Annotated in this window: 25 protein-coding genes and 1 other RNA gene; 15 read left to right on the top strand and 11 right to left on the bottom strand. The window is 38.7% G+C overall.

Going from position 1 to position 25,648, the window contains the following annotated elements; translation table 11 throughout:
* The first annotated feature begins 133 nt into the window (after positions 1-133).
* From PL9214_RS10990 to PL9214_RS11000, 3 genes are all read left to right on the top strand, one after another.
* The gene (locus PL9214_RS10990; RefSeq protein ID WP_072718861.1) at positions 134-1,102 is read left to right on the top strand and encodes an SPOR domain-containing protein; all 969 of its coding nucleotides are present in this window, start codon (positions 134-136) and stop codon (positions 1,100-1,102) included.
* A gap of 69 nt (positions 1,103-1,171) precedes the next feature.
* Entirely contained in the window at positions 1,172-2,743 is a 1,572-nt protein-coding gene (locus tag PL9214_RS10995; protein ID WP_072718862.1) for a bifunctional ADP-dependent NAD(P)H-hydrate dehydratase/NAD(P)H-hydrate epimerase, read from the top strand.
* A 13-nt stretch (positions 2,744-2,756) separates the two neighbouring features.
* Entirely contained in the window at positions 2,757-3,479 is a 723-nt protein-coding gene (locus PL9214_RS11000) for a M23 family metallopeptidase (RefSeq protein ID WP_072718863.1), read from the top strand.
* Here the strand turns inward: PL9214_RS11000 and PL9214_RS11005 are convergent.
* Both PL9214_RS11005 and PL9214_RS11010 read right to left on the bottom strand, forming a co-directional pair.
* Complete coding sequence (locus tag PL9214_RS11005) at positions 3,476-3,898, bottom strand: NUDIX hydrolase (protein ID WP_072718864.1); 423 nt, start codon at positions 3,896-3,898, stop codon at positions 3,476-3,478. The two genes, PL9214_RS11000 and PL9214_RS11005, sit on opposite strands and share 4 nt — an antisense overlap.
* Positions 3,899-3,942: 44 nt before the next feature.
* Entirely contained in the window at positions 3,943-4,341 is a 399-nt protein-coding gene (locus PL9214_RS11010) for a hypothetical protein (protein WP_072718865.1), read from the bottom strand.
* A gap of 151 nt (positions 4,342-4,492) precedes the next feature.
* Here PL9214_RS11010 and folD point away from each other — a divergent pair, with 151 nt between their 5' ends.
* Positions 4,493-5,359: a bifunctional methylenetetrahydrofolate dehydrogenase/methenyltetrahydrofolate cyclohydrolase FolD gene (gene folD, locus PL9214_RS11015; RefSeq protein ID WP_072718866.1), complete on the top strand. Its 867-nt coding sequence runs from the start codon at positions 4,493-4,495 to the stop codon at positions 5,357-5,359.
* A 71-nt stretch (positions 5,360-5,430) separates the two neighbouring features.
* Here folD and PL9214_RS11020 read toward each other — a convergent pair whose 3' ends face one another.
* Both PL9214_RS11020 and PL9214_RS32270 read right to left on the bottom strand, forming a co-directional pair.
* On the bottom strand, positions 5,431-6,588 hold the full coding sequence (locus tag PL9214_RS11020; RefSeq protein WP_245824232.1) for a phenylacetate--CoA ligase family protein: 1,158 nt from the start codon (positions 6,586-6,588) through the stop codon (positions 5,431-5,433).
* A 21-nt stretch (positions 6,589-6,609) separates the two neighbouring features.
* Positions 6,610-6,963: a hypothetical protein gene (locus PL9214_RS32270; RefSeq protein WP_245824233.1), complete on the bottom strand. Its 354-nt coding sequence runs from the start codon at positions 6,961-6,963 to the stop codon at positions 6,610-6,612.
* Positions 6,964-7,042: 79 nt separating this feature from the next.
* Here PL9214_RS32270 and PL9214_RS11025 point away from each other — a divergent pair, with 79 nt between their 5' ends.
* Both PL9214_RS11025 and PL9214_RS11030 read left to right on the top strand, forming a co-directional pair.
* On the top strand, positions 7,043-8,902 hold the full coding sequence (locus PL9214_RS11025; protein WP_072718867.1) for a serine/threonine-protein kinase: 1,860 nt from the start codon (positions 7,043-7,045) through the stop codon (positions 8,900-8,902).
* A 141-nt stretch (positions 8,903-9,043) separates the two neighbouring features.
* On the top strand, positions 9,044-10,873 hold the full coding sequence (locus PL9214_RS11030) for a transporter substrate-binding protein (RefSeq protein WP_072718868.1): 1,830 nt from the start codon (positions 9,044-9,046) through the stop codon (positions 10,871-10,873).
* Positions 10,874-10,936: 63 nt separating this feature from the next.
* Here the strand turns inward: PL9214_RS11030 and PL9214_RS11035 are convergent, their stop codons facing one another.
* Entirely contained in the window at positions 10,937-11,668 is a 732-nt protein-coding gene (locus PL9214_RS11035; protein WP_072718869.1) for a glutamine amidotransferase-related protein, read from the bottom strand.
* A gap of 455 nt (positions 11,669-12,123) precedes the next feature.
* Here PL9214_RS11035 and PL9214_RS11040 point away from each other — a divergent pair, with 455 nt between their 5' ends.
* The 8 genes from PL9214_RS11040 to ureC all read left to right on the top strand — a co-directional run bounded on the left by PL9214_RS11040 (position 12,124) and on the right by ureC (position 18,625).
* On the top strand, positions 12,124-12,351 hold the full coding sequence (locus PL9214_RS11040) for a hypothetical protein (RefSeq protein WP_072718870.1): 228 nt from the start codon (positions 12,124-12,126) through the stop codon (positions 12,349-12,351).
* 241 nt (positions 12,352-12,592) lie between these two features.
* Positions 12,593-12,943 carry a YtxH domain-containing protein gene (locus PL9214_RS11045; RefSeq protein WP_072718871.1) on the top strand — a complete coding sequence of 117 codons (351 nt, stop codon included), beginning with the start codon at positions 12,593-12,595 and terminating at the stop codon, positions 12,941-12,943.
* Between the two features lie 75 nt (positions 12,944-13,018).
* A complete protein-coding gene (locus PL9214_RS11050; protein ID WP_072719119.1) occupies positions 13,019-13,561 on the top strand; it encodes a hypothetical protein in 543 nt (180 codons plus the stop codon).
* Between the two features lie 46 nt (positions 13,562-13,607).
* Positions 13,608-14,435, top strand: coding sequence for an ion transporter (locus tag PL9214_RS11055; protein ID WP_072718872.1), 828 nt, complete (start codon positions 13,608-13,610; stop codon positions 14,433-14,435).
* A 180-nt stretch (positions 14,436-14,615) separates the two neighbouring features.
* A complete protein-coding gene (locus tag PL9214_RS11060) occupies positions 14,616-14,999 on the top strand; it encodes an urease subunit beta (RefSeq protein ID WP_072718873.1) in 384 nt (127 codons plus the stop codon).
* Positions 15,000-15,045: 46 nt separating this feature from the next.
* The gene (locus tag PL9214_RS11065) at positions 15,046-16,227 is read left to right on the top strand and encodes an AAA family ATPase (RefSeq protein WP_072718874.1); all 1,182 of its coding nucleotides are present in this window, start codon (positions 15,046-15,048) and stop codon (positions 16,225-16,227) included.
* Positions 16,224-16,910 (top strand): DUF4276 family protein, encoded by a 687-nt coding sequence (locus tag PL9214_RS11070; RefSeq protein WP_072718875.1) that lies wholly within the window; start codon positions 16,224-16,226, stop codon positions 16,908-16,910. The genes PL9214_RS11065 and PL9214_RS11070 overlap by 4 nt, the downstream gene beginning before the upstream one ends.
* Positions 16,907-18,625 (top strand): urease subunit alpha, encoded by a 1,719-nt coding sequence (gene ureC / locus PL9214_RS11075; RefSeq protein WP_072718876.1) that lies wholly within the window; start codon positions 16,907-16,909, stop codon positions 18,623-18,625. The genes PL9214_RS11070 and ureC overlap by 4 nt, the downstream gene beginning before the upstream one ends.
* A 65-nt stretch (positions 18,626-18,690) precedes the next feature.
* Here ureC and ssrS read toward each other — a convergent pair.
* Positions 18,691-18,877: non-coding RNA, 6S RNA (gene ssrS, locus PL9214_RS11080), on the bottom strand.
* A 338-nt stretch (positions 18,878-19,215) separates the two neighbouring features.
* Between ssrS and PL9214_RS11085 the strand changes: the two genes are divergently transcribed.
* Positions 19,216-20,409: an Arm DNA-binding domain-containing protein gene (locus PL9214_RS11085; RefSeq protein ID WP_072718877.1), complete on the top strand. Its 1,194-nt coding sequence runs from the start codon at positions 19,216-19,218 to the stop codon at positions 20,407-20,409.
* Here the strand turns inward: PL9214_RS11085 and PL9214_RS31205 are convergent.
* The 5 genes from PL9214_RS31205 to PL9214_RS11105 form a co-directional block, all read right to left on the bottom strand.
* The gene (locus tag PL9214_RS31205; protein ID WP_186440339.1) at positions 20,373-20,537 is read right to left on the bottom strand and encodes a hypothetical protein; all 165 of its coding nucleotides are present in this window, start codon (positions 20,535-20,537) and stop codon (positions 20,373-20,375) included. The genes PL9214_RS11085 and PL9214_RS31205 overlap by 37 nt on opposite strands.
* Positions 20,534-23,203 carry a VapE domain-containing protein gene (locus PL9214_RS11090; RefSeq protein WP_072718878.1) on the bottom strand — a complete coding sequence of 890 codons (2,670 nt, stop codon included), beginning with the start codon at positions 23,201-23,203 and terminating at the stop codon, positions 20,534-20,536. Before PL9214_RS11090 ends, PL9214_RS31205 begins: the two co-directional genes overlap by 4 nt.
* Before the next feature lie 79 nt (positions 23,204-23,282).
* Entirely contained in the window at positions 23,283-24,461 is a 1,179-nt protein-coding gene (locus tag PL9214_RS11095) for a hypothetical protein (protein ID WP_072718879.1), read from the bottom strand.
* A complete protein-coding gene (locus PL9214_RS11100) occupies positions 24,458-24,910 on the bottom strand; it encodes an ASCH domain-containing protein (protein ID WP_072718880.1) in 453 nt (150 codons plus the stop codon). Before PL9214_RS11100 ends, PL9214_RS11095 begins: the two co-directional genes overlap by 4 nt.
* 288 nt (positions 24,911-25,198) lie before the next feature.
* Positions 25,199-25,534, bottom strand: a complete 336-nt coding sequence (locus tag PL9214_RS11105; protein ID WP_083579974.1) for a hypothetical protein — start codon at positions 25,532-25,534, stop codon at positions 25,199-25,201.
* Positions 25,535-25,648 lie beyond the last annotated feature (114 nt).

The following is a 25,648-nucleotide window of genomic DNA, read 5'->3' on the forward strand; positions in this document are numbered from 1 at the left end:
AGAATAACTTGCCAATTTCAAGAAACTCACTTAACTTTAATTTTAATGTTGACTGATCTGTCAGTTCTGATTACTCTGGATTCACTAACTTGCCAACATCAATCGAACTCACTCAAACCGGGAGGACGTTAAAATGTCAGTCTATTCTATTGTAATACAGAAAAAAACAAATGGGTTGATCAATTTTTTATTGAAAATTCCCCTATTTTCTACCCTAATGCTATTGGGGGGATATGGATGGATAGCCAACCCCGTTTTAGCCGAACAACGCTATGGGGTTTATGTCAATGGGGAGAGTCCTTTATTATTAGAAGTGGTGCAACAAGTTCAACCCGGAGCGATGATGCAACGCTATAATAATCGTAGCATTATTGATCTAGGAATTTATTTTAATCAAAGTGAAGCTCAACAACTGATTGAAACCTTAAAACAACAAGGCGTTCAAGGAAATATTATTAACTTTAAAACCGGAGAAGATTTTAATAATCCGGTAACGGTAAATCCGATGATTATTCCCCTAGACCAAACAGATGTAAAAGTGATTACCACTTCTATTCCTCCCGGTCAAGTTCCCGTGACAACAGACTTGGGATTATATCAAGTTTTTGTGAGTCCAACAACTACTTCTTTAAGTGCTGTGCGCCGACTTTCTCCGAATGCCAGAACTTTAACTTATCAAGGGCAATCTGTGATTCAAGCGGGAAGTTTTGTTAATTTGTCGAATGCCAATCAACTCCAACAAAATTTGGCTTTAGCTGGAATTTCTTCGACTATTATTAATAGTACAGCGCAATTACAAGCGTTTTTAGCGAGTATTCCGACTGTTCCCAATGTTGTACCAACTCAGCCTAATTTTAATTTGGGTTTAGGCAATACCAACGGTTATTTTATTTTAATTCCTAGTCAACGGAATCAACTGGTTGCTATGGCTCAAAATATTGTGGCGTTGGGAGTTCCTTCTCAAAGTGTTCAGATGCAACAAGCCGCTTCTAATCCTTTCGTTGCTGTTGGCCCCTTTGCTAATCAACAGTTAGCACAACAATGGGAAAATTACCTCAAAAGTTCAGGATTACCTCGTGCTACGATTTATTTTGGGAGATAATTTTGGGCGGGAAGGGGCACAAGCCCCTACGATATTATAATAGGGTGATATTACATAGTTTATGATTTTATGAATTCTGAAATAAGATCCGAAAAAATTCAACAAATTGTTGTTACCGCAGAACAAATGCGAACTATTGAAAATCGGATTTTTTCTGCGGGAATGCCTGTGGCTGCGTTAATGGAAAAAGTGGCTCTTAAAATTACCCAACGCTTACAGAAGTTTTTATCGGAAAACTCAATAACCTCCTCAAATAAAATCGGGATATTAGTAGGGCCAGGACATAACGGTGGTGATGGGTTAGTTGTCGCTAGAGAATTATATTTTCTAGGGTATCCTATTATTATTTATAGCCCTTTTTCTAAACGAAAAGAATTAACCGAGGCTCATGCTAACTATGCCGTTAGTTTAGGAATTCCAGTTTCTTCTAATATTGAAGAATTACAAACCTGTGATGTTTTAATCGATGGCTTATTTGGATTTGGTTTAGAACGACCTATCGCTGGAGAACTTGCTAACGCTATTGATACCATTAACACTGGGAATAAATGGGTTATTAGTATTGATTTACCATCGGGAATTCATACCGATACGGGAGAAATATTAGGAACCGCAATTCGCGCTGATTTAACTCTCTGTTTGGGTTTATGGAAACAAGCCTTTTTACAAGAGGTCGGATTAGATTATATTGGAATAGCAGAACTGATTGATTTTGATATTCCCTTAACAGATATTCAAGAAATTTTAGGGAAATCTCCCTTTTTAAATCGTATCACTTCCTCAACAGCAATTCAGACTTTACCCCTCCCCCGTTCTGCCAATTCCCATAAATATAAAAATGGTCATTTATTAATCATAGCAGGTTCAAAACAATATACCGGAGCCGCTATTTTAGCCGGACTGGGAGCCAGAGCAAGCGGGATTGGAATGTTATCCATTGCTGTTCCGAATTCGATTAAATCCTTACTCAGTTCGACATTACCCGAAGCCTTAATTATCGGTTGTCCTGAAACGGAAAATGGAGCCATTCTCAAACTTCCAGAAGATATCGATTTAAGGCGGTATCAAACTATTGCCTGTGGCCCTGGATTAACCCCAGAAGCTCACCTTATTGTTGAAACGATTTTAACAGCAAATTGTCCGATTATTTTAGATGCAGATGCTCTTAATATTTTATCTAAACTCAATCCCTTTTTTACCCTATCTTCTCGTCAATCTACCACGATTATAACCCCCCATTTAGGAGAATTTAAACGTTTGTTCCCTGAATTAATAGAATTAGAAAAAAATAAAATTAATTTAGCGAAACAAGCTGCTGAATTAACCCAAACCATTATTGTCTTAAAAGGGGCAAGAACCTGTATTGCTACCCCAAATCAAGTTTGGATTAATCCTGATAGTACCCCGGCTTTAGGTCGAGGGGGAAGCGGTGACGTTTTAACGGGATTATTAGGAGGGCTGTTACCCCCTATTATTTTAGCGGAAAAACCTGTAGAATCAATTGTTAATAGTGCAGTTTGGTGGCATTCTCAAGCTGGAATTTTAGCAGCAAAAGAACGCACGGAATTAGGGGTTGATGCCTATACCTTAACGCAATATTTAATTCCCGCTTTAAGGCAATTTATAAAAACAAACTCATAGGGAATAATTTACCATGAAATTACAAATTATAGAACATACGGTTTTTAAACTTCATCCCGTTACTGCTGAAGCTATCTCTTATAACGAAAAAATAGGGGTTCATTGTGATACAATCTTTGAAATCGAAAGTTATTCTGAAGCAGAAGAAAACCATTTAAAGGTTAATTTCTTATCTCCAAAACCCAAAAATATGACCACTTGGTTTGTTCTTTCTCATCAAGTTAAACTTTTAGAAAATGATGAAGAATTAACCACCTCTCGTTCAGTTTCTTCGGCTTCCTTTGCTGCTTCTAATTCCGAGTGGATATGGCCGATGACAGGAACCAGTATGGGGTCAAGGGCAGAATTTGGTTATGCGAGAGGCAGACTTCATGCAGGAGTTGATATTGGCGGATATACACCCGATGAATGTTATGCTGCCAGTGATGGTGTTGTGGATTATATTAAAAATGATTGCAGTGGTGCAGAAGGTCGGGCAATTTATATTAAACGTTCCGATGGTTGGGAACACGTTTATTTTCATTTACAATCGATTCGGGTTAAAGTGGGTCAAAATATTACCAAAGGTCAATGGATAGGGGTGCGAGGAGGTTCAGGGTTTGGTTATGAAGGATTAGAAATTGATGGCGGAGGCTATTCCATTCATCTGCATTTTGAAGTCCGTCAACCTAATGGCGAATCTATTAATCCTCGTTCTATTTTACCCAATGATGGCAGTGTTCCGATTGTAGGTTAAATTAACTTCTGAGTGATAAAATCTAACAAAATCCTTTGATGAGGAGTTCCAATTAACCTCACCATTCCTGCTTTGTGAGAATAACATTCTCCAGCTTTAATATTCTCGGTGGTTAACAAACCCATATCCCATCCTTCATTTAAGACTAATTGGCTTAAATCAACCGTTAAAGGAGCATAAAAAACAAAACGATTAACCAGAGAATCACCATACTCTTTAAACAGAACTAAATCAGAAACTTGATAACCAATTTCTTCAATTAATTCTCGTTTCAAGCACAATTCTGGCGTTTCTTCCCCTTCCAAATGTCCGCCAAATAATCCCCAAACCCCCGGATGAATAATTCCAGGAATATTATCTCGCAATTGAAATAAAAACTTTCCTTCTCGATAAAGAATTGCCAAAGAAACTTGAATCATAATTATCAGTTATCAGTTATCAGTTATCAGTTATCAGTTATCAGTTATTCTCGTTTAATTTCTTTAAGATAAACTTCTCCAATATCTTTGCCTTTCATATCTTTAAGTAAAATACTTTTATATTCGACTTTACCCTGAATTAATAAGTCTTGGTTAAGGGGGGGTAAGGGTTGAGTTGTGAATACCCAAATAGAACCTGTATTATCTTGGAGTTGATAAGCACCTGCACCTAAAAATGGTGCATGGCTTTCCACTTTACCTCGTAGATAAACTTTAGCACCGATTTTCTGCCTTTGTTGAAGTTGATCAATTTTAGCAGTGTTCAAATTAATCCAAGTTTCCGAAGGAGTAATACTCCCACAACCGACTAATCCGGTCACAAATAGTAATACAATACTCAGGGGCAACCTTGGGGTGAACTTCACTGGAAATGCAAGGGTCATAGAGTCTGGAATCTCAAATAAAATTCTTTTCTCAAGCCTATAACCTTTCGTGAGAAAAAGATTAAATTTATAGGTAAAATTATCTCCAATCCTAGCTTAACTGCTAAAAATAGAGACGATTGCAATAGAGTGAACGACGAGACAACGAATTATGGATAATCTATTAGACGGTAAATCTACAGCGAAAAAAATCCAAGCTGAACTTCAAGAACAAGTCCAAACGTGGGAAGCGAAAGTAGGGCGTCCTCCCGGTTTGGCGGTAATTATGGTGGGAGATAACCCAGCCAGTGCGGTGTATGTTCGCAATAAAGAACAAGCTTGTGCTAAGGTCGGTATTGCTTCCTTTGGTCAACATTTTCCCGCAGAAACTACTCAAGAAGAACTTACCCAAACGATTCATACCTTGAATCAAAATCAACAGGTCGATGGAATTTTAGTGCAGTTACCTTTACCTCCCCATTTAGATGCTGTTGGGTTATTGTATGAAATTGATCCCCAAAAAGATGCTGATGGTTTACACCCAGAAAATTTAGGACGGTTAGCTAGGGGGGAAAAGGGGTTAAGAAGTTGTACTCCCGCCGGAGTTATGCGACTATTTGAAGAGTATAATATTGAGTTAAAAGGCAAACACGCCGTTGTTTTGGGTCGTAGTATTTTAGTGGGAAAACCGATGGCGTTGATGCTCTTAGAAGCAGATTGTACCGTAACAATTGCCCATTCAAAAACGAAAGATTTAGCAAAAGTTACCCGTGATGCTGATATTGTAGTGGGAGCCGTTGGACGTCCGCAAATGATCACGGCGGATTTTGTGAAACCGGGTGCTATTGTTATCGATGTTGGGATTAATAAAATAACCGATGCTAACGGTAAATCTCGCCTGGTCGGGGATGTGGATTTTAATAGTGTTCAACCCATCGCCCAATATATTACCCCAGTTCCCGGCGGTATTGGCCCCATGACCGTTGCGATGTTATTACAAAATACCTTCTGGAGTTATTTGGAAACAGTCAGGGGTTGACCTTGATGGTTAACGGGTAGGGGGCGGGATATGGGTCTAAAAGTAGGCTCTCAAACCCCTATTCCCCTGTCCTACTGTTTCCGGGTGTAACGATGTTTTACTCCTAGGGGAAAATATTCAGGATCTCCGGTTAATTTGAGGGTAATTTGAGGGGTTTGATATTCAGGGGGTACATAATTAGCAAATTCGCTATTGAGGCGCTTTAATTGAGTTAAAATAGAAGTGGCGATCGCTTCTTTTTTATCCTCTGTTTCTTCAACACCGGGAGCTAATTCTACCACCACTGATAGAAATCGATTTTGATCAGAATCTTCTATCACAGACATGACAAATTTACCCGTTACCCACTCTTTTATTAAAGGTTGTTCTAACCCTACAGTAACATTTTCAGGATAAATATTTGCACCAAAATAGGATATTACAAATTGCGATCGCCCAAACACAAATACAAACGGTAATTGATGAATACCTCGATTTCCTAATTTCTGTAATTCTGAAATAGGGTCAAAATTATATTGTTTTAAAAAGTCTAACATCTCCTGAAATTGAATAATTCCACCTTGATCCGCAATATGATAACGGATTAAAGGAATGCCATTATCTCCTGAAAATAATAAGGTTCCCGTTGTCGAATCTTCCTGCTTTTGGACTTCAAAAAATCGACTTTTGGGGTCATATTGCACTAAAGTCGGTAATCGAGATTCTCCAAATAATTGTTTAGCAATGTCTGGATGTTCTGCTAAAAACCGACGAATACAAATACTTAACGGGGTTTCATTTCCTAAAACGCCTGCATCTGCTGTTCCATATAAGCTTGCTGAATCATAATAGGGTTGTGTTGAGCCAACTCGTTCCCCCAATAAACTGCGCCATTCTTCACTAAAAACCTCTCCTGCAAAAACCAATTTAACGTGATACTTTTGCCATTCTATGCCTTCAGCAATTCCCGTATCAATAACATCTTTAATAAACGGAGGATAGCCTAATAAAACCACCTGCTCAAACTGTTCCCCTAATTCTCGAATCACTCGAAAAATTTCGGTTTTTTGGTTTCCAGGGGTAATAACCGTAATGGGATAGCCTTTTGTGGCTAAATGACGACAACAAGCCGTTGTATACAGTCCGCCAACCCAGGTTCCCAAGGTAAAACAAATAACTGCTAAAGTCCGACATTGATCCCCTTGAAAACTATCATAAAAAATCTGTTCAAACCGAGTGGCAATTTGCAATTCATCACTAATAAACCGGGGCTAAAATGTCGGGTTTCCAGTGGAACCAGAAGAAACAGCAATTAAATCACAGGTTTCTAATTGTCCGTTACGGCACAATTGGGATAATGAATATTGGCGTAAATAATTTTCTTTAGTAATTAAAGGAAGAGTTTGGAAATCTTCAAGGGTTTTAATGTTAGGAATAGACTGATAATATTCTGCTAAAAATCGTTGATAGGCGGGAACAGTTGTGACAACCTGTTGAAATAATTGTAAAACAGAAGTAACCCCTCTATCTGGCGAGGGTTGAATTAAATCAGATAAGGGTGTAGATAAAAAGCCGTTTAACGCTGAAATTGCCCGTTGGCGTTGTTCGTCTCTGAGTTGACCCATGTTACAGTCCTAATAAATTGCTACTCTCAATTTAGACAGATTTGAACCGTTCAGCATTCCTTTTTTACCCTAACACCGAATGAGTCAATTAATTTACCCCGGTATTGTTCTGAGAAACCATTACACCATTGTCCGTGAGTTAGGACATGGAGGTTTTGGACGCACCTATTTAGCACAAGACCAACATCGGTTTGATGAACTTTGCGTTTTAAAAGAATTTGCCCCCCAGGTACAAGGAAGTTTTGCCTTAAAAAAATCTCAGGAATTATTTGAACGGGAAGCAGAAATTCTTTATAAATTAAAACATCCTCAAATTCCTCAGTTTCGAGAGTTATTTCGAGAAACCATTGATAATAAAGGCTATTTATTTTTAGTCCAAGATTATGTGGAAGGATTGAATTATCGGAGTTTATTGAATCAACGCTTACGCCAATGCTTGCCCTTTACTGAAGCAGAAATGATTCAATTTTTACTCCAACTGTTACCCGTTTTAGATTATATTCACAGCTATGGTGTGATTCATCGAGATATTTCCCCCGACAATATTATTCAACGTCAATTAGACGGTTTACCCATATTAATTGATTTCGGGGGTGTTAAATTAATTCAAGCTAAAGTTGAATCAGAATTAGCTGCACAACAAGGTCAAAATCCGACCCCCACTCGCTTAGGAAAAGTTGGGTATGCTCCCGATGAACAAATGCGTTTAGGAAAAGTTTATCCCCACAGTGATTTATATGGGTTAGCCGCTACAATATTGGTGTTATTAACGGGAAAAGAACCTCAACAATTAATTGATCCCCAAACGTTAATTTGGAATTGGAAAAAATACACAAATTTAAGTCCAGAATTTGGGGCTATTTTAGAGAAAATGTTAGCTTATCATCAAAGCGATCGCTTTCCATCGGCTCAGGATGTTCTAACAGCACTTTCAACCCTAAATTCTCCCCTAACTCAGTCTTTTCCAAAACCCTCGACTCCCCTGACTCAGGGAACAGTTTCCTTAACCCAAAACCAAAGTTTATCTTCCCCAGTTTCTCCAACTCCAGGAAGAATATCTGCGAGTCTTAAAATGCCTTTATTAATGTTTATTTCAATTTTAATCCTGGGAGGGTTCGGGTGGTTAGGAGGACGCTATTGGTTAAACCATTATGCAGATTTACATCAAATTCCGGGGACAGAACAAGAACGACAAGAAGCCTTAAGGGATGAAAGACGTTTATTAGGGATTAATTTTAACTTTTTTGTTGATTTAGTAAATGAAGAATTTTATACTCGCTATCCTGAACAACAAGGAAGAACCTTGACAGATAGTTCCTCCGATGCCATTTGGCGACAACGATGGCATCAAATTGCCGATGAATTCTTGCAACGTCTCGGACAATTAAGTGAGGAATCTCGGCTGAAATTAGGAACCTATAGCTTGGATGATCTTGATCACTGGAAAGCAACGGTTAATCAATTACAGTTAAGTCATCAATCCTTGTATGATTTAGCAGATGCCAAATTTTTCTATTTATTTCCTGAACAATCAAGAACAGCAAATTTATTAGGGTTGCCCATAGGACAAGTTTGGCAAGCTTTTACCGATGATGTTGTTCATCAATTACAAGCGGGATTAAATTGGGAACGAGTGGAATTTGCCTCGCAAAAAACTCGAAAAAAGTTAAAAGAAACCCTAAAACCCGGAGAAGGAAAAGCCTATATTGCTCGCTTTAATAAAAATCAAGTTTTGCAAGTCCATCTCAAGTCTCCAAAACCCTCAACGTTACTTTCAATTTATACCCCTGGTATAACACAACAATCCCAATCTTTATTAGAAGATTCTCCTAGGACTCGTTGGTCAGGTCGCTTACAAGATTCGGGTGATTATGAATTTGTAGTTGTGTCTAACTCTTCTCAACCTTTTGAGTATGAGTTAACCCTAGAAACTCGTTAACACCTTTTCCCTCCTGAGTAAGGGTATTCAAACGAACTAAAAATTGATCCGCTTTCTGTCAAAATTAAACCGATGTAATGATTGATGTTCAGATTCTCAGTAACACCAGACTCTATGAGATTCTAAAGGATATTAAAACCTATGAAAAAAATAAAAGTTGGTATTTTATATTCCTTAAGCGGAACAATGGCAATGAGTGCAACACCATTGTTAGAATCAACCTTAATGGCAATTACAGAAATTAATGCCCAAGGAGGAATTTTAGGACATGAAATTGAACCCGTAATTGAAGATGGTGCGTCTGATATTTTAGTGTTTGAAAAGAAAGCCAAAAAATTACTAGAAATCGATCAAGTCAGCACAATATTTGGCTGTTGGACATCGGCTTCTCGAAAAGCAGTGAAACCTTTAATGGAAGAATATAATGTTTTACTTTGGTATCCCATTCAATATGAAGGGTTAGAATCTTCTCCTAATATTTTTTATACCGGTTCCTGTTTAAATCAACAAATTCAACCTGCGGTGAGTTGGGTACTCCAAAACCTAGGAAAACGATTTTATTTATTAGGTGCAGATTATGTATTTCCTCGGACAGCCCATAAATTAATTAAGTCCCTCCTGAAACAAGAAGGCGGAACTGTTGTTGGAGAACACTATTTTCCTTTGGGAGATAAAAGATTTTTCGATATTATTGATGAAATCAAAAATTTAAAACCCGATGTCATTTTTAATACTTTAAATGGGGATAGTAATTTTTATTTTTATCAAGCTTATTATGAAGCTGGAATTTCACCCTCAGAGATGCCAATTGTAGCAGTGAGTGTTTCAGAATCAGAGGTTCAGACTATGGGTAAAGCGAGTGTGGGTCATTATGCTTGTTGGAGTTATTTTCAAAGCTTAAATAGTCCCCACAATCAAGAATTTGTGAATAATTTTAAAGCTTTATATGGAACCGAGAGAGTTACTTCTGACCCCATTGAAGCTGCTTATTTTCAAGTTTATCTTTGGAAAAATGCTGTAGAAAAAGCCAATAGTTTTGAAACAAATTTCGTTAAAAAAGCCGCTTATGATCAAACCTTTGAAGCACCGGGAGGACTGGTTAAAATTGAATCTAATCATCATTTATGGAAACATTGTTATATAGGTCGAGTAACCGAATCTAAACAGTTTGAAATTATTTGGAAAAGTCCCGATTTAATTAAACCTTTACCTTGGTTAGGAGTGGAGGAGTTAAAAAATTTTCCGCAAGCGGATTTAGTGATTGATATGTTAGCAGAAGTTTCTCAAGGGATTCAATATAGTTGTTTATTAGAAGCCAATAGCCGACGCTTAGAATTGACTATGCAACAATTAAAAACCGAAATTGAAGAACGTCAACGGATTGAAATTACGTTACAAGAGGTCAATAAAGAATTAAAACACATGGCAATTACAGATAGTTTAACTAAATTAGCAAATCGATATTGGTTTAATGAATGTCTGAAATCTGTATGGAATCAACATTTAATAACTGAAACCACTTTAGCATTAATTTTATGCGATATTGATTACTTTAAAAACTATAACGACACCTACGGCCATCAAAAAGGAGATGACTGTTTACAACAAGTAGCTCAAGCGATTAAAACAGCCGTCAGAAATGGGTTTGACGTGGTGGCGCGTTATGGTGGAGAAGAATTTGCGGTTATTTTACCCCACACCGCCTTATTTGATGCCTCACAAGTAGCAACTCGAATTAATATGGAAGTGCAACAACTTCAGATCCCTCATAAGACTTCTTTAGTCGAGAAATATGTTACAGTGAGTTTAGGCGTTGCTAGTCAAATTCCTGAGTTACACTCTTCTCCTGAAGTGTTAATTTATGAAGCGGATAAAGCCCTTTATAAAGCTAAAAATAATGGCAAAAACCAATGGTGTTTACATTATATTAGTGAACAGGGAACAGGAGGGAAAAGAGGAACACAAGTCTAGGTTTGCTGTATTAGTTTTTGCCACCACTGCTATAACTAATAACTGATCTAATTTTATTTTAAATTAAGCCGAGCGTCGTTCTAACAGCAAGTTTTGTTCTGGGTGAATCGAATTTATCCAACTCGGAAGAAAGGTTTTTAACCATTTTTCCCCCTGAGTTCCATACAAATGATGTTTATGAAGTTGTTCCGTTAGAGATTGACTTCCGGGTAAGGTTAATTGTTCCCTTCCTCGCTCTATCCACCGTTTCATTAATTCTTCAGTCATTTCCGGGTGAAATTGCAGACCATAAGCCGTTTTTTCATAACGAAATGCTTGGTTAGGAAAATAGTTTCCTGTTGCTAATAAGACTGCGCCAGACGGTAATTCAAACCCTTCTTGATGCCATTGATAAACGTATTGTAGAGCGTTAAAAGAACCTTGTCCTTCGACGGTTGGGGTAATGGGAAAATAGCCAATTTCTCGAATTTCTTCAGGATGAAACGAGACTTTTGCCCCTAACACTTTGGCTAATAGTTGAGCCCCTAAACAAATGCCTAAATAGGGTTTTTGGGACTCTAAAACCAGGGAAATCCAGTTCAGTTCAGTCCGAATATAAGGTAACGTATTTTCATCATTGGCACTCATTGGCCCCCCAAAAACAATCACAGCTTCATGTTTTTCTAAATGATGGGGTAAAGCATCCCCCTGACTGGGAAGGCGAATATCCAATTTATAACCATAGGATGTTAGAATTTGTCCCACCCGCCCTGTTTCGGTGGTAGGTTGATGAATAATAACCAGAATATTTTTCATAGACCTTGTAAGCGCAATACACCATTCCAACTAACGACAAGTTGAGTCTGTTATTAAACCATAAAACGGAAAGAACCCTTAGTATAGAGGGCTACTAACTAGATGGATTGATCATTCATTACTGTTGCCAGTATAGCTGTCTTCAGACCATAAGCCAATAGGTTTTTCCAAATCCTGTTGTATTTTTTAATACAATTTCTTAGAAATACATTTTTATTCACAAACATAATTTAACAACGTTGAGATTGTATTGTCTGAGAGTTTTTAAGATTCTAATCAGGAAGTGAAGGAAAATCTTTCCTAAGTTAGATGTGTATATCTGTGACAATTAGGAAGAATAGGAAAGCAAGATAAGAATTGTTTAGAAGTCTTTCTATTAGGAGAGAATGCTAACAGATTCATAGCCTAATTTTTATAGGAATCTGCCCTATAACTTTATAAATAGGAGATTAACTATGTCACGTTTTATTCAAGTTAAAAATTTTGGATTTAGCCTTGATGCAGTGATTTGTTGGCAACGTTTAACTCATGAAATGGGCAGTCCGTTAGTTGTCAATTTTTTGGGTGATCAAACTCTAAAATTTACCGATGAAGAAGCTGAACAACTCCATCAAATTTTAAATAATCATTCCATGACTTTAACAACCCGAACTTTAACACCCCATCGTCTGGAAGTTGCTTAATGATAGCAACTGTTATGGTGATAAGCTGTCCCAATTGCCAACACCTAAATCCAAGTTATAAGTGTTATGGTGGTGGTTTTTAAGGGGAGTTGGGGGTTTAAAATCTCCCTTCCCCCTAATCGGTAATCTTGTCTGTTGATTTTGATGAATTTCAATCCCTTTCAGGGATTAGTGGTTATTATAACCATTTTCTTAATAGAATAAATAGAGTACGGGGATAGAATTTGTACTGCGGTTCAATATGTCAAATCAACGGTTAGGACAATTTTTAGGTGGTTTTGTCTTAGGTTCTGTCGTGGGTACGGTGGCTGGTTTGTTGGTAGCCCCTCGTTCTGGGAAAGAAACGAGAAAGTTACTCAAAAAATCAGCCGATGCCTTACCCGAACTTGCAGAAGATCTATCCACTAACGTTCAGTTACAGGCCAATCGACTGTCTGAGTCTGCATTACGCAATTGGGATGAAACCTTAATTCGGCTTAAAGAATCCATTGCAGCCGGGTTAGAAGCCAGCCAACAACAGCGACAAACCCAACAGAACTTAGAAGTTGAAAACCATCTACCAGAGTCTCAAAAAATCATACGGGAACGTTAACAATGGGGGATTGCGCCTAAAAATCGCTATACTTTGAAGGCGAATAAACCCCAAACTGTTATTGATGGAAATCAAGTGACTGAACCTTTGTTTTGGCTTGCACTGTCACTATTTTTTGTGGCAGTCAGCCTTACTGCTGTTGTTGTTGTTGCCTTACCTGCCGTGCAAGCTATTGCACGGGCAGCCAGAAGTGTGGAAAAATTAGCCGATACCCTCTCGCGTGAATTTCCACCGACTTTGGAATCGATTCGTTTAACTGGATTAGAAATTACCGAACTGACGGAGGATGTTAGCGAAGGGGTACAAAGTGCCAGCCAAGTTGTTAAACAAGTGGATTTAGGCTTAGATAGTGCTAAACAACAAGCCAGAAAATTGCAATCTACCACAGGAAGTATTTTCACCGGAATCCGCGTGGCGTGGAAAACCTTTACCCGCAAAACGTCTCCCCCTGAGTCCCAACGCCGAGCAGGAAATCGTTTGTCAGGGAGTAGTAGAAATTCTCATCAGTTCAGAGAGCGAAATATTCAACGCTTGGAACTTTATTCTGAGACAAATTTTGAGCTAGAAGATGAAGATCCTGAAGGAAATCATCATGCTTTTAAGAAAAAAGATTATTAACAAAGATCAAAAGCGGTTTGTATAGGCGATCGCATCCTTTAAATTTATGGAAAATCAACAATTATCCCCATCTAACTTAGACTTTTGGGAAGAAAAACGCAAGAAAGTAGCTTTTTATTTAGAAGATATTGAAACGCCCCTGGGGAAAACTATAAATTTAACCTTAACGGGAATTATATTAATCTCCTTAGCCAGTTTCATTGCTCAAACCTATCCCCTTTCTCCCAATGTTCGTTCTCGTTTAGAATTATTAGATTTTATTATTTTAATTTTATTTACTATTGAGTATTTTATTCGATTTTGGGCGGCTGAAAATAAAAAAAAATTTGTATTAGATCCTTTATCATTAATTGATTTATTGATTATAATACAAGGATCTTTAAGGTTTTTAAATATTAGTTATTTAAGAATTTTTCGTTGGTTTAGAGTTCTCCGATTAATCCGATTTATTGATGTAAAAATATCTGTTTTCAGAATTCAAACTGAAGATGGGATTATTTTTGCTCGGATTATTTTTACGCTATTAACGATTATTTTTATATTTTCTGGCTTGATTTATCAAGTTGAACATCCTGTTAATCCTGAAATCTTTAAAACTTTCTTAGATGCGGTGTATTTTTCCGTTGTCACCATGACAACTGTAGGTTTTGGAGATGTTACCCCCCTATCAGAAATGGGGCGATTTTTAACCATATTAATGATATTAACCGGAATTGCTTTAATTCCTTGGCAATTAGGAGATTTAATTAAACAATTAGTTAAAGCATCCAATCATATTGATACGATTTGTGTCGGTTGTGGGTGGTCAGTTCATGATCAAGATGCCCGTTTTTGTAAACGATGTGGAACTCCCTTAAATCCCTCCAACTCGTAGGGTGCGTAAGGCGAAGCCACACGCACCGATTTTTTATTAATTAATAACATTTTGGTGCGTGCGCTCCGCTTACGCACCCTACAGAAACTATTATCGATAATACTATCCAGTAATACAACATAATTCTGCAAACATGGTATTCTGATTGAGAATCCTAATCATCTTAAGAGGAAATAAGCAATGATTCCAGGGGAACTGATTGTTAAACCAGGTGAAATAGAATTGAATGCGGGTCGTCCCACCTTAAAGGTTAAAGTAGCGAATACCGGCGATCGCCCGATTCAAATTGGATCACATTATCATTTTTATGAAGTTAATGAAGCCTTACAATTTAAACGGGAACAAACCAAAGGAATGCGGTTAAATATTCCAGCAGGAACTGCGGTTAGATTTGAACCCGGAGATGAACGGGAAATCGAGTTAGTAACAATAGCCGGAAGTCGAGAAATTTATGGGTTTAATAAGTTAGTGGAAGGTCAACTCGAAAACATCCCATCAGAACCATCCGATAAAAAATCTAAGAAAGAGAAAGATAAAACCAAAAAAGGTAAAAAAAAGAAGTAGAATAGATGAGTTAAACTTTAATAATTGATTGTCTCTGGAAATTTTGATGATGAGATTATTATCGATTGATATTAAAGGGTATCGTCCTTTTAAAGACTTTAAAGCTGACTTTAAATCTTTAGAAGTGATTGTAGGTGCTAATGGGGCTGGAAAATCCAGTTTGTTTGAATTTTTGAAATTTCTCCGAGATGGTATGTATCGAGAGATCCCCACTGAAATTATAGAGGGATCAATCGGTCAACAAATTTTTCATCTGACCGGGCCAGAAAAGTTTACATGGAATTTAGAAATTGATACCAATAGACCTGTTTCTATGCTCTATCAAGGTGAACTGGTCGGCCCTGTGGGGAAAACACAAATTACCCATGAAACAGTTGTTTCCTCTAAACCCTTTGACGATCAATATAAAAACCCTTATATTTTCATGGATATTCGAGGAAATCAAGGGCGAGTTCAAAATCCAGATACGGGGAGGTTTGACACTACAGAAATTGGGCAAGATATTCAATCTAAACGCAATCAATTAGCTTTAAGTACCATCACTAATCCACGTTTAGAATTATTATTTGAATTAAGAGAATATATTCAGAATTGGAGATTTTATAGCTCTTTTAATATTGCTAATCAAAAAATCCGTAAATCAGTGTTAATTGAGCAGGAACCGATTCTTCATGAAGATGCAGGAAATTTGAGTTCTGTTTTATTTTACTTACAAATGGAACATCAAGAAATTTTTAATGAATTGCAGTTGTTTTTAGGATTAATGATTCCAGGGTTTAAAAATTTAATGGTAAAAGCGCGAGGTGGCCCTGGCGAGGTCATTGCATTTTGGCAAGAAAAGGGAGTTGATGAAACTATTAGTTTAGCGGATTTATCCGATGGAATTTTACGTTTGATTTGTTGGGTTTGCCTTTGTTTACATCCTAAACCGCCCAGTTTAATCTGTATTGATGAACCGGATCAAGGGATACATCCTCGGACATTATCGATTTTAGCAGGACTATTTGAGAAAGCATCAGAACGGACTCAAATTTTGTTAGCAACCCATTCTTCCTATTTCCTAAGTCAGTTTGATTTATCTAAAATTGCCGTGATTCGTAAAGAACAGGGAGAAGCCAAATTTTTTAAACCCTGCGAATTTCCCGTATTAATTGATATGTTAGAAGATTTTGGAGCAGATGAAATTGAAAAATTGCATCGTTCTGATGAATTGGAGCAATTGATATGAAGGTAATAGTTTATGTAGAAGGAAAATCAGATAAGTTAGCAATGGAATCCCTGTTAAAAGATTTAATTGAAAATCAGCAATTTCAAGGAATTACAATTCAATTCTTTGCAGCCAAAGGAAGCGATAATCAAAGAGGCGGAGATGCTAAAAAAGAATTATTAGAAGTAATTCCTAAAAAAGCAATTAATGTTTTAAAAAATAATCCTGATTCAATTGTTGCCGTTATTCCTGACTTATACCCTCCCAATAAAGGGTTTCCTCATAAAACTTATCAAGAATTAAAAGCAGGGATAATAGCTAAGTTTAATCAAGAACTAACTCAAAAAGGACTTAATGATCAGCGATTAATAGAACGATTTAAGGTTTTTTGCTTTAAATATGACTTAGAGACCTTAGTTTTAGCCTCGGAGACTCAACTTAAAACTCGTCTAGGCTTAAGAAAAGATCAGAACTTCCCTATTTCTTGGACAATTCCTGTAGAAGATCAAAATCATGATCAGCCACCGAGTAGAATTGTAGAAAGATTATTTAAAGAGTATAATAAAACTTATCAAAAAACAGTAGATTCAACGTTGATTTTAGGGAAAGCTAATTATCAGGATCTTGCTGAAAGATGTCCTCAATGCTTTAAACCCTTCGTTGAATTCTTAGAAAACTTATCATTACCCCAGGAAGATTTATGAGTTATAAAATGGATCGGCAGGCTTATGCAGAAACCTTTGGGCCTACGGTGGGCGATCGCATTCGATTAGCGGATACAGAATTAATCATTGAAGTAGAAAGAGACTATACAACCTATGGAGATGAGGTAAAATTTGGGGGCGGAAAAGTGATTCGAGATGGCATGGGACAGTCACCCATTACCCGTGAAAATGGTGCAGTTGATTTAGTAATTACTAATGCTTTAATCGTTGATTGGTGGGGCATTGTTAAAGCGGATGTAGGGATAAAAGATGGGAAAATTTATAAAATTGGTAAAGCTGGAAATCCCTATATTCAAGATCATATTGATATTATTATCGGCCCTGCAACGGAAGCGATCGCAGGAGAAGGAATGATCCTCACGGCTGGAGGAATTGATAGCCATATTCACTTTATTTGTCCTCAACAAATCGAGACCGCCATTGCATCAGGAATTACCACGATGATCGGCGGTGGAACTGGCCCCGCAACGGGAACAAATGCCACCACTTGCACTCCGGGTGCGTGGAATATTTATCGAATGTTAGAAGCGGCGGAAGCCTTTCCCATGAATTTAGGATTTTTAGGGAAAGGAAATAGTAGTCAACCCCAAGGTTTAGTTGAACAAATTGTTGCGGGGGCGATGGGTTTAAAACTCCATGAAGATTGGGGAACTACACCTGCTGCAATTGATACTTGTTTAAATATTGCGGATGAATATGATGTTCAAGTTGCCATTCATACGGATACATTAAACGAAGCAGGATTCGTAGAAACCACCATTGAAGCGTTTAAAAATCGGGTGATTCATACCTATCATACGGAAGGGGCAGGAGGCGGTCATGCGCCAGATATTATTAAAGTTTGTGGTCTTGAAAATGTCTTACCTTCTTCTACGAATCCCACTCGTCCCTATACGATGAATACTTTAGAAGAGCATCTGGATATGTTAATGGTTTGCCACCATTTAGATCGAAATATTCCAGAGGATGTCGCGTTTGCAGAATCTCGAATCCGTCGAGAAACCATTGCGGCTGAAGATATTTTGCATGATTTAGGGGCATTTAGTATGATTTCTTCTGATTCCCAAGCCATGGGACGGGTGGGAGAAAGTATTATTAGAACGTGGCAAACCGCCCATAAAATGAAAGTGCAACGGGGGCTTTTACCTGAATCTAAAAACTCTCAAGAAACCCATGATAATTTTCGCGTAAAACGCTATATTGCTAAATATACAATTAATCCAGCAATTACTCATGGAATTTCTGATTATGTCGGATCAATTGCGGAAGGAAAATTAGCCGATTTATGTTTATGGAAACCCGCTTTTTTTGGGGTTAAACCGGAATTAGTGATTAAAGGGGGGTTAATTGCTTGGGCGCAAATGGGAGATGCGAATGCAAGTATTCCTACACCCCAACCTGTCCATAGTCGCCCCATGTTTGGAAGTTTTGGAAAAGCGATCGCCTCGACATCTTTAACCTTTGTTTCTCAAGCCGCTTTAGACGCTAAAATTCCTGAACAATTGGGGTTACAAAAACAATGCGTAGCGGTTTCAGGAACTCGAAATATTAGTAAAGCGGATCTGAAATTAAATAATGCCTTACCGAAAATTGACGTAGATCCTGAAACCTATCAAGTCAAAGCAGACGGGCAATTATTAACCTGTGAACCTGCAACTATATTACCGATGGCACAGCGTTATTTCTTATTTTAATACAGTCTAGGGTTGGGTATTCTTGCTAAACCCAACCCTCTGATCAAGGCTATAAAATTCTGATAAGGTTAACCGCAACGCCGTGTCGCCTCAGCTTTTGACCTGGTTAAAACCAGGTGGGCACCTCGACCAGACTTAAAGTTTCCGAGTACAAGCTCGGTTTACTGCCGTCTGTAACTTTCTTAGTTCCCGTATTCTTAAAGCTATAGATCAAAAAAACATATCGGCAAGCCACCAACGTCGCAGCACAACCTTACAAGTTATTATAACGGATTTTTTCAGGATGGGAAGGGGGATCCCAAAGCAGAAGAGAAAGGGTTATACATAATAGACATCAAATTAAGACATCAATCTATCCCTACAGCAAAGGATTCTCCATCAACTGAAAACCCCTGCACTGTATATAGCGTAGGGGTTAGAGGGAATGAATAGATATAGTGTTTGGGAAAGCGGGTGGCGGGAATCGAACCCGCATTAATAGCTTGGAAGGCTGACGTTGTAAATCGGGAGAAACCCTTAAAAATAGTCGTTTGAGTTTAAATAGTTTGTTAGAGTGTTTGCCATTACGAGTCAAATACGAGTCAAATGCCATGTATAACAACTCTCAACGACGCAAGGGTCAAGTCGGAATTACAAGTGATCGGGGACGGTTAAAGTTATCTCTCCCTAGAGTTCTGTTTGACGGACAGCAAAAATACATTCATCTGCGATGTCCTGACACCCCAGAATATCGGGGTAAAGCTGAAAACGTAGTCAAACAAATTGAGATAGATGTTGCAAATGGAAGTTTTGATTTTACTTTTAAGAAATATCTGACAATGGTTAATGTTCAACAACCCCAATTAACCGTTATTCAATCCATTCAGCCTAAACCTGAGTTGTCGCTACAGCAGTGCTGGGACTTATATTTTGACTATAAAAAAACGAGTTGGAAGAAGGGAGAGGACGGGACTAAATCAACGATGGATTATATGAAAACGTTGGAAAAATATATTCATAAATGTGGTGTTACTGATTTTGATGCTTTAGCTGTTCGGAAATGGTTTTTAGACAACACCACAGAGTCTATGACTAAGCGGTGTTTAACTCACCTTAACGCTGCGGTGAGGTTTGCAATTAAACATAGAAAGATTAGTTTAGTTAGTAGTCCCTTTGAGGGAATGCCTCAAGAATTTACCCATCGTTACGAGATTGAATCAGAACCGATGGCGTTATCTTTAGAGGAAAAACAGAAAATATTTGAAGCGTTCCAAAACCAAAGAGGCAACTGGAATGGGCGGGGTTATACGGGTTATTCCTATAGTTTTTATTACCCGTTTGTTAAAGGGTTATTCCTCATCGGGAGACGACCGGAAGAAATTTGTCAGTACCGATGGGGTATGGTGAAATCTGGTCTTTTACACATCCCTGGACGGATTACAAAAACAAGTCGTGATGGCAAGTTCCCACTGTACCCTGAATTAGAGGAATTATTAAACAGTATTAAACCGGAAAACCCAGACCCTAACGCTTGGCTGTTTCCTAGTCCAAAAGGGTTAAAAATTAGCTATGGAAACTTTAGCAATAAAGCCTGGAATAAGGTTGTTGATCCTTTATTCCCAGACCGCAACTTAACGCCCCGGTGTGGACGGGATACCTTTATCACTGAACAGATTATTCTACATAATCGCTCTGAGAGTGTTGTTGCTAAATGGTGTGATACATCCCCTGATGAAATCCGAAGACGTTATCTAGGGGATGCTGCAATTTACGAGTTACGACCTGGATCTTCAGATTCCCATTGACGCGCAAGTTCAATCAAGCGATCAGCATATTTTTCAGGAACCCTTATTGCTTTTGTTGGACTTCCCCATTTACTTTTTCGACCTTGATGTTTGGAGATCGCTTTATGATTTTGTACAGAATCGTTCACGGCTGTACCCCCCAAGAATCGTATTCACAGATTTTTTCAAGGGATGGATTTTTCTCAAGAGCATCAATGATCAGTTGCGTGAAACTCCCGCCGCCAAAATTCTCGGATTCCATAAGCCAGATGGCTTTTTCTTTATTTCGTTCTGCAATGGTTTCTTTGATTAAGCGAGTTACGTCTTTAATAGTCGGTAAATGATACTGACCCTCACGAATGTCGTTGAGGGAAACTAAACACCCTCTGTGTGTTTCCCACATTCCCCTTACTGCTTTTGTTAACTGCTGCGGTTTACCATCAACACCAAAGAGGATGTCGCCAGTTTTAAGCGTATGGAAATCAATAGGCTGCTGTGAGACTTCTGAGGAAGGAACGCGAACCACATCTACAGGAACGGGCTGTACGGGTTGAGTTTCTACACATTCCGAATTATTCGGAATCGCATTTTTTGTCGGTTCAAGTTCGGGGGCGACAACGGCGGGAGAACGATACCCCCTTGGTCTACCCTCGGTACTTAAACGGCATCGCTCCCATTTTAATTTTGTCATCGCCGCTTTAATCTGGGTTTCAACAATTTTGAGGGTTTGGGGATTGTCAACAGCAAACCCCAACTTTTCAACCGCCGCGAGTAATTCCTTGGTAGAAACTTGGGTTTTATCAACCAAGTAGTCTTCAATCTCTTCCTGTAAGAAGTTACCCGCTTGGAAATTCTCGTTAGCTGTATCGGATTGTTGTTGCTCATCAGAATTCAGCCACCAGTTTTCCCCAGCTTTGTAGAGTGCAACGGCGGCACCCCAAATGGCATCTCTTTCTTCTCTGAGGAGATTTAGAGGGATGCTTTGAGACACCGGAATAACCCAGTAACGGCGGCTACCTGTGTTGTCGTAGAGTAATTCTTTGGGGTTTGCCGTGCCAACGATGACGGATTGGCGCTTCATCTTCAAGTTTTTACGGGCATAGGGGGGACGGATTTGATCTTCACGGGTTGAGAGGAAATTTTTGATGGTTCCCGCCCCTTTCTTAGTCGTAATCCGTTCTAATTCTCCCCATTCAATGATCCAGTTTTGGTGAAGTTTTAGCCGTTCATCTTTTTCTTTGAAGTCCCCCATATCGTCACAAAAATAGGTTTCACCGGATAACACTTTAAAAAAGCTACTCTTAAAAAGTCCCTGGTGATTAGATTGAAGAATTAAGGTGTTTTCCTGTTGACAACCTGGGTCATAGATTCGGGCGACGGCAGCTATAAGAAATTTCTTGAAATAAGTTTGATAAATTTCATCAGATACACCGAAGTATCGCTGTGCAATACCGTCCAGAATTTTTGTATCGGAGTGTTTTTGATAGCACGTTTCTAAATAATCATGAATGGGGTTGTAAGCATTGTCTTTGGCAATTTTAAATATAATCGCCTCAAGTTGGCTACTTCCTATTCTCCTACCCCCAACTTTTAGCTCTAAACCAAGTTCTAGGGCTAGTTCTAATTCAAGGCATTCCAAGTCTAACTCGTTACCATCAAGCTCAATATTATTGTTCATCAAGTTAAGTCTAATTCTATCGCCTATAATGTCTTGTGCCTTCTCAAATGCCTTGATTAAAGCAGGTTTCTTAAGATATTGCGGTTCTGTTCCGTTGTCATTACTGCCATTACTGCCATTACTGTTGTTATTAACTATGTGGGGATAGAATTTAGTGCCGTTATCGTTGCCGTTACTGTTACGTTTCCAGGCTTTGATACAGTTTTTTATGGCATCAGAAGGTAAAGAAGCTGTAGGGCTATCTGCCTTTTCTCCAAATTTCCAAAGGTTTTCTCTCTCTTTACCAGAAAGGGGAGGATTGCAGCGATCGCAAAAATCATCATACAGTTGTCGTGCCGTTCCACTAAACCGAATATCTGAATTTCTTAGATAGGTTTCACACCCAATTAATCCTAAAACTAATTTCTTAGCGGTTTCGTTTCGGGTTCCTTGATTCGCTCCGTGATCAATCAAATCTCGCTCGTTTAAACTGAGGCATTGATAAAGGGGGATTTCATCATAAAATTCAGTCGTAAAACTGGGGGATACTGGTTCCTCTAAAGTTTTTTCAATGGGGCTCGGTTTCGTTTTCTCTACGACTAACATTTGCTCAATCACCCAATTTGGTGCTTGAGCAATGGCTGTATTTTCTATTGAGTTAATCCATTTGTAAATTTTAGTTTCTGGGTGAACACTGGGAGGTAAAACCGACTGACAACCATTCCAACGTAGTTCTAATAAAACCTCTTTACCGTTACCCCCAATTTCTCCGGTATTCAGTTTTTTAGTAGTGATTGCATCCCAGTATTCTGAGGGGATTTGATAAAGGTATTGAGCGCGACCTTCAAGCCCACTGGAGAAACTGACGGTGTGGGGTAAACCGCCTAAATTTTTAGCAAAATCGTGGGCTGCTTTTCCATCACAATCTACGGCTACAATTCCTCCGTTAATTTTCCCAGTTAGTAGCCCATATCCTTTTGCTTTTCCTGATTTAATCTCTTTGACTAAAAGGGGACTATCTGGAAAAAAACCGCTTTTAGTCCAATCTTTTTGATATGGCTGTTTATTGCCATTAACGGGGCATAAACAAAAATTGTGGGGTAATATTGTTAGCCCATCAATTAATAAGTCAATTAAGCTTGTTTTTGTAGAGGTCATAATGTTAGAATGAGTGAAATGAACGGATTATGAAATAGCACCCTGGTTAACTCCCCCTCTTTTGAGGGGGATTCTTTTTTTAGCTGAAACATTTGTTAACTAAAGCAAGCGAAAACTGGGCGCGTTGATTTTGTGAGCCGCCTGTAATTTCATCGAGTTCAGTTAAGGTTTTTTCAACTAGATTGTCTAGTTGAACGTCAACATCATCATCAGGTGATGAACCTCCCCACATTTCATTCAACAATTCTTTTAGTAGTTGGCGTTTCTCACACCAACTTAAATTTTTGACATCAAAAATGGGTTGAGCTTCTGGTAATGAAAGAGGTGAAGCATCCTTAACTTCTTGTGCCTCAACGTCAATAAAGTTTTTAGAATCCTTATTGTCATCAACATCAGTTGACTCTTCTTCCTCTGTAGGAAGGGGGGTTGGTTCTTCTTTTAAGAGTTTTAATTCTTCCCAGAAAAACTCTCGTACTTTGTCCCCCATGTCAATAGTAAAAGTGCGGCGTTGCGGGTAGCGTACCATCACAGTTCCTATTCGTCCTGCAAAACTTTGGGTATCCGATGAGTAAGGGGAAACAATAACTTTTTGACCCAAATTTAACACTAAAGCTTGTGTGTCGGAGATACCTTCGTGTTGCTTCTGGACAGGGCAAAGGGTTAATTGTTTAGTGGCTTTTTCCCCTAAGTTTTTGCCGTCTAGGGATTCGATTCTACAAACGATTCCATCTGTAGACTTGCTGCGTACCCGCCCAAAGGTGTACCCCTTTACACTCAATTGCCATTCGACAATATCACCCTTTTTGATGGTGATAACAGTTTTTTTAGCTTCTGCTATTTTGGCTTTAACCTCCTTAACCTTCATCTCTTGATGTTGATTTGTTTCGGCTAAAGCTGTCATTTCCTCAACAATTTCGGGAGGAGTGGAACGCCGGGAAAGTTCAAATAGAATCGTTGGGTTGTATTTAGCTAAGGATGGACGTTCATTAATGATAGAAGCCAACCGCATTAAACCTTCAATGGTGTCTTGGGAACAGTTAAGAGGAAGTTCATATTTGCAGAAGTACATGAACTTATTTTTAAAGCTTTTCTTGGCTTGAATTAAAGCGTCTCCTGCTTCCTTGATTGCCTCAACGCTTCTACGGGAACTACTGAAGAAAGCTTCTCCTAAGTTCTTGCTCAGTTCTCGCTGTTTTGGGGTGAGCAGAGCATAATAATCGTCTTTTGTTTGAGGTTCAATAATAAGTGCGGTAGTCATGAATTTGCTCCCACAAAATGTGCGTTTTCTGAATATTTCAAAACCTCTTCATCTGGGAATTTCCATAAGCCTTGTTTACCTAAGACTTGAGGAATAAATAATGGCTGAACTTCCTCAAGTTTCCAGGCGTAAGATTGTTCCCACCACCCCGTCATTCGTTCTAAGTTGTTAGGGGTAAAGGATGTTGTCGGAATACAGTCAACGAGTTCGCATTTGCAGACGATCGCAGCTATTGGGTATTCGGTGATGGGTAGAAGTAAGTTACCAATCGGGCGAAATTTTTCAGAAAGCTGTTTGATCAGGATTTTTCCCTGACGTTTAACGGGAGTTACCCCGGCGTGAATTAATAACGGCCCCCGATAATGGGTGTACCAATTGCGGGTTTCAAATTCCTTGATTCCGAGGGCAACGAAAGTTGCGAAAGGCTGCTGTAAAGTTAGGGCGTACATTTTGTTACCTGGTTAGTTTTTTGATGATCCACCCCCCTCCACTGATTCACCAAGGGTGAAAAGAGGGCATCGAGGAGAATTTGCTAGAATCCCTTCTGTGCAAGGTTTTGGGAGAAATGAGCAAATTCGTCAAAAATGAAAATGTGTAAAATCCAAATTTTTTCATTTTTAGGTGGATCAGTGGATCATGATGGCTAGAGTGTCGTCTGCGTAAGGGAAAAGTTATGATCCACCCCCCCTGGGGACTACCCCTTAACGAGAGGGGGGTGGATCATTTTGTGGGGATTTTTATCCGTCCTCTCCCGTTGGCTGTCTAACTGGATAAACGGCCAAGTAACCTTTTTCGTAAAAGTTGATCTTTTGCTGTTCACGCAGGAAGAACAGGGCATACCAGAATTCAAGGGTTGTCAATCCTAGTTCGTGTTGAAGTTCTGACGGGTAAATATGGAACATTTTCAGCCGTTCCTTTCTGTCGCCTTCCTTAGAAAGCCAAACTTCTAATTTCTTAACTGCGGTTTCAAAGTTTTTAGGCATTGTTTCGTCTGTTGCCTCTGCAAGCAAGGCGTTTACATCTGCTTTGTCTAAAGTGATCGCTAATTTCTCAAGTTCATTTAGATTGGTCATGTTCGTCTCCCGTCGCCTGGTTTAACTTGTTCATCAGCCGGGGGAGTGTGGTCAGCAATTGCACGGCCACTCCCCCGATTGGGTAAGTAACTAATAAATAGAAGCAGTATTAGC

This window comes from Planktothrix tepida PCC 9214, assembly GCF_900009145.1.
GTDB lineage: Bacteria > Cyanobacteriota > Cyanobacteriia > Cyanobacteriales > Microcoleaceae > Planktothrix > Planktothrix tepida.